Genomic DNA, 12,465 nt, shown 5'->3' with positions numbered 1-12,465 from the left:
GCTCTCAAAGATCATCTGCGGGCCGACCGCCCGACCGACTCCACCAGCGGCAGCAGCCGGTGCGGGACCCGCTCGCGCAGGGCGACCTCGGTGCGGGTGCGCACCACCCCGGGCATGCTGATCAGTTTCTGGACGACGTCCTCCAGGTGCGCGTTGTCCCGCGCCACGACCCGGGCCAGCAGATCCCCGCCGCCCGTGATGGAGAACGCCTCGACGATCTCCGGGACCGCCGCCAGCGCGTCGCCCACCTCGTCGAGATGGCCCTGGGTGACCTCGATGTGCACGAACGCCAGCACCGGATGCCCGAGCGCGGCGGGGGAGAGGGCCGGACCCGTGCCGGTGATCACGCCGTCGCGCTCCAGACGGTCCAGCCGGGCCTGGAGCGTGCCCCGGGCGACCCCGAGGATCCGGGCGTACTCGCGCACGCTCGTGCGGGGCCGCTCCAGCAGCAGCCGCAGGATGCGGGTGTCGAGCTCGTCCACGGCCATGACGCCGGCCTCCTCGTCCGTTGGCTCTGCCGCGGCCGTGCCCCGGCCGCTCGCGCTGTACCAATGGCCCAGTCTAAAAGGAGCCTGTTGAGCCAGTGGCGTCCGGGATGCTGATATGGACGCGTCGATGGCGCTGCGGACCCCGCGGCGCCTTTTTCATGCTCATTCCTGTCCACGCGCGAAGGGGGCGGTAAGCGGTGCTGAAGAGGGTGTTCTGGGCTCCGGATCCGGGACGGACGCGGTTGCGGTTCGCCACGCGCGCGGTGCTCGGCATCTCGCTCGCGGTCGCCGTGTGCGGCCTCGCCGGGCACTCCCTCACGGGGGCCGTCACCGGCGGTCTCGCCGCCCTGCTCGCCCTGTTCACCGTCACCGACGCCACGGTCCGCGGCCAGGCCGTCACCACCGCGCTGCTGCCCGCCGTCGGGCTGCCCGTGCTCACCGCCGCGGCCGGACTGCACGACCATCCGGTGGCCCGGGACCTCACCTTCCTCGCCGTGGTCGGCGCGGGCGTGTACGCGCGCCGCTGGGGTGCGCGCGGCCACAGCCTCGGCGTGTTCGCGTTCATGACCTTCTTCGTGGCGCAGTTCCTGCACGCCACCACCGGCCAGCTGCCCGAGCTGTACGCCGCGGTCCTGCTCTCCGTCCTCACCGCCGCCGCGGTGCGCTTCGGGCTGTGGTGCTACGAGCGCCGCCTGCCGCCGCCCGCCGCGCCCGCCCCGCCGGGCGGCACCGGCCTGGCCCGGGTGACCACCCGCCAGGCGATCCAGGCGACCGCCGGGGCCGGTTTCGCCCTCGTCGTGGGACAGCTGGTCTCCGGACAGCGCTGGTACTGGGCCGTCGGCGCCACCTGGTGGATCTTCGTCAACACCACCTCGCGCGGCGAGACCCTGGTCCGCGGCTTCCGGCGGCTGCTCGGCACGGTCATCGGCATCGCCCTGGGCCTCCTCGTCGCCCTGCCGGTGCACGGCGACCCGACCGTCACGGCCGTACTCGCCGCCGCCTGCGTCTTCGGCATCTTCTACACGGCCGCCGTCTCCTACACCTGGATGATGCTCTGGGTCACCCTGCTCGCCGGGCTGCTCTACGGCCTCCTCGGCGTGCTCGGCCCCGGCCTGCTCGCCCTGCGGCTCGCCGAGACCGGCGTCGGGGCGCTCGGCGCCGCGCTGGCCGTGATCCTCGTCCTGCCCGTCACCACCCACAGCGTCACCGACGCCTGGATCCAGCGGGCCCTGCGCTGCGTCCACGCCTGCGCCGCCGAGACCGCCCGGCGGCTGGTCGGCGCGGCGGACGCCGACCCGGCCCCGCGCGTGGCCGAGCTGGAGCAGCTGCTCGCCCGGGTGCGGCTCTCCGTCGCCCCGCTGGTGCACCCGCTGAACCCGATGCGGGGCCGCAAGCGGCGCGCCCGGCACGTGCTCGCCCTCCTCGACGACTGCGCCCGGGAGGTCCGCGGCCTGGTCGCCGTCGCCGCCGACCCCGAGGCCTCCCACGACGCCCGCCTCGCCACGGCCTGCCGGCGCGTGGAGGCCGCGGTCGAGGCGCTCACCCAGGGCGGGGACGTCCTGGTCCAGCCGGACGGACCGCCCACGACGGAGCCGGTCCTGGCCCACCTGCACGGCCTGGAACGGGCCCTGGCCGAACTGGCCCGGCCGCTGCGGGCTCCTTCGGGGTCTCCGTTGGCGGGGGCGTGAGGCGACTCCCGCGCGGCTGTTCCCCGGGCGCGTTCGCCGGCGTCGGTGTGGGCCACGCCTTCCCGACTCCTTGACCCCTTGGTCTAGACCGCGGATGATCGGCTGCGCGGTCGTTCCGGGCGGCCCGGGGACGAGAGGGGACAGCGGTGGCGGACAGCGGCAGGCGGCGGGCGTTCATCGGGTCGTTCACGGCGGCCGGCGGCCCCGGCATCGTGACGGCGCGGGCCGACCCCCACAGCGGCGCGCTGACCGTCCTCGGCAGCGTCGATGCCCTGCCCGACCCCTCCTACCTGGCCCTCTCGCCCGACGGCGACACGCTGTACGCGGTCAGTGAGACGGCCGAGGGCGCCGTCGCCGCGTACCGGGTGGACGGGGACAGGCCCGAGCCGGCCGGGCCGCCCGTGCCGGTCGGCGGCAACGGGCCGACGCACCTCGCCCTCTTCGACGGGCATCTCCTCACCGCCAACTACGGCTCCGGCAGCGTCACCGCCGTCCCCGTCCGCCCCGACGGCACCCTCGCGCGGTCCGCCTCCGGGCTGCTCCGGCACACCGGGGCGGGCCCGCACACCCCGCGCCAGCAGGGCCCGCACGCCCATCAGGTGCAGCCCGACCCGAGCGGCCGCTGGGCCGTCAGCGTCGACCTCGGCACCGACTCCGTGCGGGTGTGCACGCTGACGGACGGTGCCCCCGCCCTGCACCGCGAGAGCGCCCTGCGACCCGGCTCGGGGCCGCGTCACCTGGCCTTCCACCCGGACGGCGGGCACGCGTACGTCGTCAACGAGCTCAGCCCGTCCGTCACCGTCTGCCGCTGGGACGCGGCCGCCGGCGTGCTGACCCCGCTGACCGAGATCCCGGTCCTGCCCGGCGCGCCGGCGGGCGACGCCTGGCCGTCGGGCATCGCCGTCTCGCCCGACGGGCGCCACGTGTGGACCGCCACCCGCGGTGAGGACGTCCTGTCCGTGCTCGCCGTCGAAGGGGAGGAGCTGCGGCTGGTCGCCACGGTGCCCTGCGGCGGCCACTGGCCGCGTGCGCTCACGGCGTCAGGGGGTTTCCTCTACGTCGCGAACGAACGCTCGGGCGACGTGACCTGGTTCGCCGCGGACCCGCACACGGGAATCCCCGAGCGAGGCGGCTCGATCAGGGTGCCGGCGGCATCCTGTGTGGTCCTCGGCTGACGGGCCGGGGAGGGGACTGAAGGCGCGCGGGGAACCGCGCGACCAGCCACAACGCACGCGCGTCCGGCCGCCGAACCGGACCCCGAACGGCGAAGGCCCGCTCCGGAACGAAGCGGGCCTCCTGGCAGACGTTCAGCGAACCGGCGCCCCCTGCGGCTGCTGCGGCGAGATGCCCAGCGCCGTCGTGTACTTGGCCAGGGCCAGCTTCCCGATCGCCGGGTAGGCCCCGAGTGACTCCGCGGCGGAGCACTCCGCCTCCTTCGCGGCCTCCTCGACCAGCACCGGCTCGATCTCCGGGCCGATCAGGTACGGCGCGAGGGCCAGCTGCTGCGAGCCCGAGGACCGCAGCTGCTCGGCGACGGACGCGATGGAGCCCTCCTGGTCCAGGGCCGCCGCCATCACCGGCACCGCGAGGCGCGCGGCGAGCAGCATGCCGGTGATCCCGGCCGCCTGCACGGCCTCGTCACCGCCCACGGAGGCCAGGATGATGCCGTCCGCGGCGGTCGCCACGGTGAACAGCCGGGCGCGGTCCGCGCGGGCCAGGCCGGCCTCGGAGAGCCGCACGTGCAGCGCCTCGGCGAGCAGCGGGTGCGGGCCGAGGACGTCGGTCAGCTCGGCGGCGACCCGGCTCTCCATGAGGGCCTGGCGGACCTGGCGCAGCAGAGCGCTGTCCGGTCCGGCGAGCAGCGGCACGACGACGGCGACGGGGCCGTCCGGCGCCTTGACGTCCAGGCCGGCGGCGCGGGCCTGCTCGAACCGGGCCGTGCGTTCCTCCGCGGTGTGCACGAGCACGGCCTGCAGCGAGGGGAACTCCGCGTTGTCCCCGTCCAGGTACCCGATGCGGGCGTCGAGGCCGGGCAGCTCGGAGCGGGCGATGCTCACGACCTCCTCGGCGAGGCTGCGCGTGGCGCTACTGGGCGTCCCCGGCACGGCGAGGACGAGCGCGGGCGCGCCCTCGGGAGCAACCAGCGGCTCGGGACGGCGGTGCCGTCCGGGCTGGCGGGGGCGCGGCATTCGTACTGGCAGGCCATCCGCGGGCCCAGTGGGGGAACTCATGGCGCCGCATGTTACTGGCTTATTGGGCTCCCCTGTTCGGGGAGGGGGCAGGTGAGCGGTATCCGTCCGGTTTTGTCTGATGAGTTACGCACGGATCGGACGCGATCGGATCAATCACCCGACAGGGTGGTAACGGAGAGCATTGCCGCATCACCCGGCAGGGTGAGCGCACCGGCGCTCAGCTCCGCCGCCATCCGCACCGCGCCGTCCAGCGGATCGCCCTCGGCCGGCACCCGCCGCACCCCCGGCAGCCGCTTCGCCAGCTCCTCCTCCAGCGGCCCGAGGAGCGGCTCGCCCAGCTTGAACAGGCCGCCGGTGACGGCGACGCGGGCCTCACCCGCCGTGGGGCACACGGCCGCCGCGGAGTCGGCCAGGTGGCGGGCGGCGGCGCGCAGGATCCCCGCGGCGACGGGGTCACCGTCCGCGCAGGCGGCCACCCGGGGCGCGAACGAGGCGAGCACGGCGGGCCGGTCGGGCCGTGGATACAGCGCGCCCGGCAGCCCCGCCACGGGACCGAACACCTCCTCGGCGCACGCCAGCAGCCGGGCCGAGCCGCCCTCGCGCCCGTCATGAGCCCGCAGCGCCGCCTCGAGACCCGCCCGGCCGATCCAGGCCCCGCCCCCGCAGTCGCCGAGCAGATGCCCCCAGCCGTCCGCGCGGCGCCAGCCGGTCAGGTCCGTGCCGATCGCGATCAGGCCCGTACCGCCGGCGACCACCGCCCCCGGCCGGGGCCCGAGGGCACCCACGTACGCGGTCACCGCGTCGGCGGCGAGCGCGACCCTGCGCACCCCCAGCTCCCGGGCCAGGGCACCCGGCAGTTCGGCGCGCAGCGCGTCCCCCAGGGAGGCGAGCCCGGCCGCGCCGACGACGGCGGCGGTCAACGGCACCGGCCCGGCCTCGGCGGCCGACGCGCGCACCAACGGCAGCAGCCGCGCCAGGAAATCGCCGGGGTCGATGCCCCGCTCACCCGTGCGGACCGGCTCCCCGGACACCGCCCGCGCCAGCGGACCGCGCTCGGCGGTGCCCACCACAGCCCGGAGCCCGGACCCGCCGGAGTCCACGGCGAGGAAGCCGGAGCCGACCGACGCGGGGGTCAGCACGGGACGCGGCACGCTCCCCTCCTCTCCGGTGACCCGGCCGTGCGGTCCGCCCGGCCGTCTCGAAGTCCTCGACGGGGAGGAAGAGTAGCGCCGGGGACCGCCCGTGCGGGCGGGGACGGCGTCCGATACCGGGGCCTGCGGATCTGCCAGTAGAGTGACGCGTCGTGGCACCACGACCGTTGCACGAACTTGTCGAAGCAGGCTGGGCGAAGGCCCTCGAACCCGCGGCCGAACGCATCGCCGCCATGGGGGACTTCCTACGGGCCGAGATAGCCGCGGGCCGCACCTACCTCCCGGCCGGGGCGAACGTCCTGCGCGCCTTCCAGCAACCCTTCGACGACGTCCGGGTCCTGATCGTCGGACAGGATCCCTATCCGACACCCGGCATGGCCATCGGCCTGAGCTTCGCGGTGGCGCCCGAAGTGCGTTCGCTGCCGGGCAGCCTGCAGAACATCTTCCGCGAGCTGCACGCCGACCTGGGGCTGCCCAGGCCGTCCAACGGAGACCTGACGCCGTGGACCCGGCAGGGCGTCCTCCTGCTCAACCGGGCGCTCACCACAGCCCCGCGCAATCCCGGCGCGCACCGCGGCAAGGGCTGGGAAGAGGTCACCGAGCAGGCGATCCGGGCGCTGGCCGCGCGGGGCAAGCCGCTGGTGTCGATCCTGTGGGGGCGGGACGCGCGCAATCTGCGGCCGCTGCTCGGGGACCTCCCGGCGATCGAGTCCGCCCACCCCTCCCCGATGTCGGCGGACCGGGGCTTCTTCGGCTCACGTCCATTCAGCCGGGCCAACGAGCTGCTGATCCAGCAGGGCGGCCAACCGGTGGACTGGCGACTGCCCTAGGGGGTGTCCGCGCCGCTGCTCTCGCGGACGACGAGCCGGTGCCCCGCGTACAGCACGGCGGGAGGCTCCTCGGCGCTGTCGTCCGCTATCCGTCGCAGCAGCGCGGTGACGGCCAGCCGGGCGAGTTCCGCCTTGTCGGGCGCCACGGTCGTCAGGGAGGGCACCGAGAACTGCGAGAGCTCGACATCGTCGAACCCGGCGATCGCCACGTCCCGCGGCACCCCGAGGCCGCGGTCGGCCGCCGCCCGCACGGCCCCGGCCGCCAGCAGGTCGTTGAAGCAGAACACCGCTTCCGGTGGTTCGGGCAGGTCCAGCAGCGACCGCATGGCCCGGACGCCGTCGGCCAGGCGGTAGGCCGAGACCTCGCACGTCAGGGCGGGGTCGTACGGGACGCCGGCGCGGTACAGCGCCTCCTGGTAACCCCGTACGCGCTGCTGGGCGGTGGCGGAGGCGGCGCCGCGCTGGGCGCCGATCGCCGCCACCCGGGTGTGGCCGAGGGAGAGCAGGTGGGCGGTGACCTCCCGGGCCGCGGCGACATTGTCGATCAGCACGTGGTCGACCGGAAGCTCGTAGTCCCGCTCACCGAGCAGCACCAGCGGCACCCGGCGGGGGCGGGAGGCCAGGGCCTCCTGGTCGAGGCGGAGCGGGCTGAGCAGCACACCGTCGATGAGCGAGGACCCCAGACCGCACGCGATCCGCAGCTCCTCCTCGGGATCCCCGCCCGTCTCCTCGATCAGCACCGTGTACGACATGCCCTTGGCCGCGGCGATCACGGCCGCGGCCAGCTCGGCGAAGTAGGGAGCCGCCAGGTCCGGCACCGCCAGGGCCAGGATGCCGCTCCGGCCCGTCCTGAGGTGGCGGGCCGAGGCGTGGGGCCGGTAGCCGAGTTCGGAGATGGACCGGAGCACCCGCTCGCGCGTGGCCTCCGACACGTGCGCCTCGCCCCGTACGACGTTGGAAACCGTCTTGATGGAGACGCCCGCGTGCTCGGCGACGTCCTTGAGGCGAACCACCATGCCGACTGTCCTCACCGATCAGGGGCATTCAGCGGTTCGCCCCGGCCGTCGCGTGCTCCTCCGCTCGTCACGGGAGGAACCGCATCCTACAACGTTGTGGCCGTGCCCCCGGGCTGATGGTTGGCCTCCTCCACCTCCCGGCGGTGCCGGTCGAGGGCCTCGGTGGGCATGGCGGCGGAGGGACGCCCGACCATGCGGCGGATCTCCTCGACCGGCAGCTTCGCCCGCCGCCCGGCGGTGAGCAGGCCGTTGGTCTCCTGTTCCGTGTCGGTGAGTTGCGTGTAGCAGAACCCCGCGAGTTCCGGGGAGTCGGTCACCGCGCCGAACAGTTCGTCGAGCCGGCCGCGCAGTTCGGCCGGTGACGTCACCGTGGAGTAGCCGAACCACTCCTCGCCCTCGGGGCGGTAGCTGAGGCCGCCGAACTCGGTGAGCAGCACCGGGCGTCCACCGCGGGGATCTGAAGCATCGGGGTCGAGCACGACCCGGCGGCCGCCCGGCCGGCCGTCGGTGAGCATCGCCTCGACGGCCCCGGCGGTGCCGTAACGGGCCCGCAGTTCCCGCCCGGTGCCCGCGTAGTCGTGAACGGTCCACATGTCGCTCTCGGGCATCTCCCAGCCGTCGTTGGATATGACGGGCCGCGAGGGGTCGAGGGCCCGGGTCAGCTGCACCACACCCTCGACGAAGGCGCGCTGCGCCGGCGAGCCGGCGATGTCCTGCACCCCCCAGCTCTCGTTGAACGGCACCCAGGCCACCACCGAGGGGTGCCCGCGGTCCCGGCGTACGACGTCCATCCACTCGGTGGTCAGCCGGCGCACCGCCTCCGGGCCGAACGCGAACGCGCCGGCCATCTCGCCCCAGACCAGCAGACCCAGCCGGTCGCACCAGTGGAGGAAGCGGGGGTCCTCCACCTTCTGGTGGACCCGGGCGCCGTTGAAACCCAGTTCCTTGATCAGTTCGACCTCGCGGCGCAGCGCCCCGGCGTCCGGGGCCGCGAGGTGGGACTCGGGCCAGTAGCCCTGCTCCAGGACCATGCGGAGGTAGTACGGGCGGCCGTTGAGCAGGAACCGCCCGTCGGCGACCTCCGCCGTGCGGATGCCCAGATAGCTCGCGACCTCGTCCACGGGCCGCTCCACCCCGTCGGCGTCCCGGTCCAGCAGGACGATGTCGGCGTCGACCAGGGTGGGGGAGTGCGGTGACCACAGCAGCCGGTCGCGGTCCTGGCCGTTGCGCAGGGCCGGGAGTGCGATGTCCATCACCACCCGGTCGTCCGTGACGACGGCGGACTGCTCGGCGAGCAGCTCCGTCCCGAGACGCAGACCGACGCGCATCACCAGCCGGTCGTCCCCGCGCCGGACGGGGCGGCGCAGCAGGGCTTCCAGCCGGACCGAGGCGCCGTCGATGTCGGAGGTCCAGCACAGCTCCGCGACATGCGTGCCGGGGACGACCTCCAGCCACACGGGCTGCCAGATGCCCGTCGTGCGGTGGTACCAGATGACGTGCGGGCTGTCCTGCCAGTCCTGTTTGCCGCGTGGTTGCTCGGCGTCCCACGGCAGGTCCTCGGCGCGCACGACGACGGTGTGCTCGTCCGCGCCGGCCGTCAACGCGGCCGTCACGTCGAAGGAGAAGGGCGTCATGCCGCCTTCGTGGTCGCCCACATGGGTGCCGTCCACCCACACCGACGCCCGGTAGTCGACGGCCCCGAAGTGCAACAGCACCCGGTCGCCGCGGAGGTGGTCCACCGGCGGCCGCAGGGTGCGCCGGTACCAGACGACGGGGTGGTACGCGGTGTCGTGGATGCCCGACGCGGCGGACTCCGGGGGGAACGGGACGGTGATGGTGCGGTCGAAGGGAGCGGGGTCGCGGTGCCAGCCGGCGTCCCGTCCCGCGTCGGCGTCGTCATGGGCGAAGCCCCACGCGCCGCCGAGGTCGGTCCACGCGGCCCTGCGCAGCTGGGGCCGGGGGTGGAGGCCGTCGTCCGCCACGGGATGTGTGCTCACTGTCCTCGCTCCTGAGATGTCTGTGTCGTGTCTGCCGCCAGGGCCCGGAAGCGGTCGACCAGGCCGGTGGCCCGGCGCCGGAGCACCGAGCCCGCGTCCCGCTCCAGGTCGTACAGCCCCATCTGCACCAGCCAGCGGTCCACCGGCCGCGTGGACTCGCGGTAGCGCCAGTCGACGAGGGCGAAGAACGGGAACCAGGTGTAGCCGACCAGCGGCATGCCCTCGGCGCGCAACCGCAGCACGGTGTCCACGCTCTCCTCCAGCCACGCCAGCCGCTCCTCCACCGGCCCGCCCCGGCTGGTCTCGGTCAGGAAGAGCGGCTGCTCGTAGCGTTCGGCGTAGCGGTGCAACAGGTCGGCCAGACCCGTCGTTCCCGCCTCGGCGGGGCGGACGGTTCCGGTCGTGGGATCGCGCTCGGCGGTGGTGAAGGCGGGGTAGTAGTTGACGCCGATGACGTCCGGTGTGACCGCGTGGGTGGTGAACCAGTCGAGTTCGGCGTCGGTGACACCGTGCGCGGTGAGGTACGCGCGCATCGGGTGCGCCGCGTGCACGCGGCCGAGCACCAGGTCGAGGCCGAGGAAGCGGCGCTCCTGAAGGTGCTCGCGTTCGCCCGGCGGCCAGGCGCCGGTCCAGCGGAATCCGGCGTCGACGTGGACGAAGGTGGCCGAGGGCTGCACTTCGGCGATGCGCCGCTGGGTGAGGACCATGCCGCGGGCCAGCCGCGTCAGGATCTTCACGAAGCCGTCGTCACCGCGCAGATACGGCGGCCAGGTGCCCTGTTCACCGCAGTACACGGCGTTGACGACCGGCTCGTTGAGCGGTGTCCAGCTGTCCAGCGAGTCCGCGTAGCGCTCGGCGACCGCGGCGGCGTAGGCCGCGACGGCCTCCGGGTAGCGGTGGTTGAGGAACTGGTTGTCCAGCCACAGTGGGGTGCCGTAGTGCATCAGGTCCACCATGCAGCGCAGCCCGAGCCGGTCCAGGTGTTCCACGACGCGGTCGGTCCACTCGAAGTCGAAGCGGCCGGACGCCGGTTCGAGCAGGTACCAGGGGAAGCCCCAGCGGATCATGTCGGCGCCGGCGTCCTTCGCCCGGCTCAGGTCGTCCCGCCATTGGTGGTAGTGCTGGGTCAGTTCGTACTCGTCGAGCCTGCGCCGGCCCACGTCCTCCTGTGGGACGAAGGTGTCCTCGATGCCGACGGCGAAGTGCAGCCGGCCGGTGCGGAACCAGGGGGTCAAGGGGGTGTCCTCGGGGGTCATTTGATGCCGGTGGTCGCGATGCCCTGCACGAAACTGCGCTGGATCAGCAGGAACATGAGGATCACCGGGAGGAGGGAGAGCACGGCCCCGGCCATCAGCATGCCGTACTGGGTGACGTGCTGGCCCATGAACAGGGACAGACCGGCGGGGATGGTGGCGTGGCTGTTGTCCGACGTCATGATCAGCGGCCAGAGCAGGTCGTTCCAGTTGTACTGGAAGTGGAACAGGCCGAGGGTCAGCAGCGCGGGACGGGCCAGCGGCAGGATCACCTGCCAGTAGATGCGCCACTCCGAGGCGCCGTCGATGCGGGCGGCCTCCTCCATGTCCTTGGGCAGCGAGAGGAAGAACTGCCGCATGAAGAAGATGCCGAACGCGTTGGTCGCCCGCGGCACGATCATGCCGGTGAAGGTGTTCACCAGGTGCAGGTTGTTCAGCAGGTCGTACAGCGGCACCAGGGTGATCTGGAACGGCAGCATCAGCATCACGAGGATGCCGACGAAGACGGTGTTGCGTCCCTTGAACTCCAGGCGGGCCAGCGCGTACGCGGCCATGGAGTCGAAGCACAGGGAGATCACCGTGACCGACCCGGCGAAGAGGAGCGTGTTGCGGTACAGCTCCGCGAACGGGATCGCGTGCCAGATCTCCCGGTAGTTGGCCAGCGTGAACGCGCGGGGGAAGAGGGTCGGCGGGTTGGTGACGATGTCCTGCTCGGGGCGGAAGGAGGCGAAGAGCATCCAGATGATGGGCAGCAGGACGGCGAAGGCGATCGCGACCGCGGCGACGACGGTGGCCGCGCGCCAGGCCCTGGCCAGGGTCCGGGTGCGCTGGTCGGGCCGCGCCTGCGGACGGACCGCGGCGGTGTGCAGGGTCGTTGCCATCAGAACGTCACCACTCGCTTGCGGAAGTACGTGAACTGGACCATCGACAGCGCGAAGACCAGCAGGAGCAGCACCCAGGAGACGGCCGCCGCGTAGCCGAACTGGTTGTTCTCGAACCCGATGCGGTAGGTGAACATCACCAGCGTCTCGGTCTGGAAGAACGGACCGCCGTGGGTCATGACGTAGATCTGGTCGAAGGCCTGGAGGGTGCCGATCGCCGCCATGATCGTGATGAGCATCGTCTGGTTGGCCAGCAGCGGCCAGGTGACGTTGCGCAGCCGCTGCCAGGCGTTGGCGCCGTCGGCGCGCGCCGCGTCGTACAACTCGCCGGGTATCGACTGCAGACCGGCCAGGTACATGATCATGTAGAAGCCGACGTTCTTCCAGACGCCGACCGCGATGACCGCGGCCATGGCGGTCGAGGGATCCTGGAGGTACCCCTGCTGGGTCGTGACGCCGAGGTGCGACAGCCAGTCGCTCAGCAGCCCGATGTCGGGGTCGAGCAGGAACGACCAGGCGATGGAGACGACACCGAGGGACACCACGAACGGCAGGAACACGGCCGAACGCAGGAACCCGCGCAGCGCCATGGCCCGGTTGAGGAACAGGGCCAGCGCCAGGGCCAGCAGGACACTGACCGGCGTGCTGACCGCCGCGTACACCAGGGTGTTCCGCAGCGCGTTCCACACCTGCGGGTCGTGCAGCATGTGCCGGTAGTTGCCGAGCCCCACCCACTGCGCGGCCTGCACCAGGTTGTAGCTCGTGAAGGACAGGTACCCCGCCTGGATCATCGGGTACACCACGAAGACGGTGAGGACCACCAGGCTCGGGGTGAGGAACAGCCAGGCCGCGCGCGCCTGGCGGCCGCGATAGGAGAGCCGGCCCCGTGGCCGTCCGCCCGGTCGTGACCCGCGGCCGGCGGCTGCGGCCGGCGGGTGCGACGTGATCTGCAAGGACATCGTTCACCTC

General features: G+C 73.3%; 11 protein-coding genes. 3 read left to right on the top strand and 8 right to left on the bottom strand.

Annotation, left to right across the window (positions count from 1 at the left end):
- Window positions 1-11: 11 nt before the first annotated feature.
- Window positions 12-488, bottom strand: coding sequence for an Lrp/AsnC family transcriptional regulator (locus C1703_RS03790; RefSeq protein WP_114250539.1), 477 nt, complete (start codon window positions 486-488; stop codon window positions 12-14).
- 197 nt (window positions 489-685) lie between these two features.
- Between C1703_RS03790 and C1703_RS03785 the strand changes: the two genes are divergently transcribed.
- Together C1703_RS03785 and C1703_RS03780 are read left to right on the top strand one after the other, a co-directional pair.
- Window positions 686-2,176 carry an FUSC family protein gene (locus tag C1703_RS03785; RefSeq protein ID WP_114250538.1) on the top strand — a complete coding sequence of 497 codons (1,491 nt, stop codon included), beginning with the start codon at window positions 686-688 and terminating at the stop codon, window positions 2,174-2,176.
- Between the two features lie 146 nt (window positions 2,177-2,322).
- Entirely contained in the window at window positions 2,323-3,351 is a 1,029-nt protein-coding gene (locus C1703_RS03780) for a lactonase family protein (RefSeq protein WP_114250537.1), read from the top strand.
- A 132-nt stretch (window positions 3,352-3,483) separates the two neighbouring features.
- Here the strand turns inward: C1703_RS03780 and C1703_RS03775 are convergent, their stop codons facing one another.
- Window positions 3,484-4,407 carry a hypothetical protein gene (locus tag C1703_RS03775; RefSeq protein WP_114250536.1) on the bottom strand — a complete coding sequence of 308 codons (924 nt, stop codon included), beginning with the start codon at window positions 4,405-4,407 and terminating at the stop codon, window positions 3,484-3,486.
- A gap of 110 nt (window positions 4,408-4,517) precedes the next feature.
- Window positions 4,518-5,519, bottom strand: a complete 1,002-nt coding sequence (locus tag C1703_RS03770) for a BadF/BadG/BcrA/BcrD ATPase family protein (RefSeq protein ID WP_232840402.1) — start codon at window positions 5,517-5,519, stop codon at window positions 4,518-4,520.
- A 152-nt stretch (window positions 5,520-5,671) separates the two neighbouring features.
- Here C1703_RS03770 and C1703_RS03765 point away from each other — a divergent pair, with 152 nt between their 5' ends.
- On the top strand, window positions 5,672-6,349 hold the full coding sequence (locus C1703_RS03765) for a uracil-DNA glycosylase (RefSeq protein ID WP_114250535.1): 678 nt from the start codon (window positions 5,672-5,674) through the stop codon (window positions 6,347-6,349).
- On the opposite strand, the gene C1703_RS03760 is transcribed toward C1703_RS03765, so the two are convergent.
- The 5 genes from C1703_RS03760 to C1703_RS03740 form a co-directional block, all read right to left on the bottom strand.
- A complete protein-coding gene (locus C1703_RS03760) occupies window positions 6,346-7,365 on the bottom strand; it encodes a LacI family DNA-binding transcriptional regulator (RefSeq protein ID WP_114250534.1) in 1,020 nt (339 codons plus the stop codon). The genes C1703_RS03765 and C1703_RS03760 overlap by 4 nt on opposite strands.
- Before the next feature lie 86 nt (window positions 7,366-7,451).
- Window positions 7,452-9,362 carry a sugar-binding domain-containing protein gene (locus C1703_RS03755; protein ID WP_232840401.1) on the bottom strand — a complete coding sequence of 637 codons (1,911 nt, stop codon included), beginning with the start codon at window positions 9,360-9,362 and terminating at the stop codon, window positions 7,452-7,454.
- Window positions 9,359-10,597: a family 1 glycosylhydrolase gene (locus C1703_RS03750; protein WP_198678077.1), complete on the bottom strand. Its 1,239-nt coding sequence runs from the start codon at window positions 10,595-10,597 to the stop codon at window positions 9,359-9,361. Before C1703_RS03750 ends, C1703_RS03755 begins: the two co-directional genes overlap by 4 nt.
- Before the next feature lie 17 nt (window positions 10,598-10,614).
- The gene (locus tag C1703_RS03745; RefSeq protein ID WP_114250532.1) at window positions 10,615-11,496 is read right to left on the bottom strand and encodes a carbohydrate ABC transporter permease; all 882 of its coding nucleotides are present in this window, start codon (window positions 11,494-11,496) and stop codon (window positions 10,615-10,617) included.
- Window positions 11,496-12,455 carry a sugar ABC transporter permease gene (locus tag C1703_RS03740; protein ID WP_114250531.1) on the bottom strand — a complete coding sequence of 320 codons (960 nt, stop codon included), beginning with the start codon at window positions 12,453-12,455 and terminating at the stop codon, window positions 11,496-11,498. The genes C1703_RS03745 and C1703_RS03740 overlap by 1 nt, the downstream gene beginning before the upstream one ends.
- Between the last annotated feature and the right edge of the window lie 10 nt (window positions 12,456-12,465).

The organism is Streptomyces sp. Go-475 (genome assembly GCF_003330845.1).
Lineage (GTDB): Bacteria > Actinomycetota > Actinomycetes > Streptomycetales > Streptomycetaceae > Streptomyces.
This window is presented reverse-complemented; position numbering and strand designations above follow the sequence as displayed.

Coding starts and splice junctions, on each gene's coding strand:
- C1703_RS03740 (WP_114250531.1), bottom strand. CDS start 12,455: ATGTCCTTGCAGATCACGTCGCACCCGCCGGCCGCAGCCGCCGGCCGC.
- C1703_RS03775 (WP_114250536.1), bottom strand. CDS start 4,407: ATGAGTTCCCCCACTGGGCCCGCGGATGGCCTGCCAGTACGAATGCCG.
- C1703_RS03760 (WP_114250534.1), bottom strand. CDS start 7,365: ATGGTGGTTCGCCTCAAGGACGTCGCCGAGCACGCGGGCGTCTCCATC.
- C1703_RS03745 (WP_114250532.1), bottom strand. CDS start 11,496: ATGGCAACGACCCTGCACACCGCCGCGGTCCGTCCGCAGGCGCGGCCC.
- C1703_RS03790 (WP_114250539.1), bottom strand. CDS start 488: ATGGCCGTGGACGAGCTCGACACCCGCATCCTGCGGCTGCTGCTGGAG.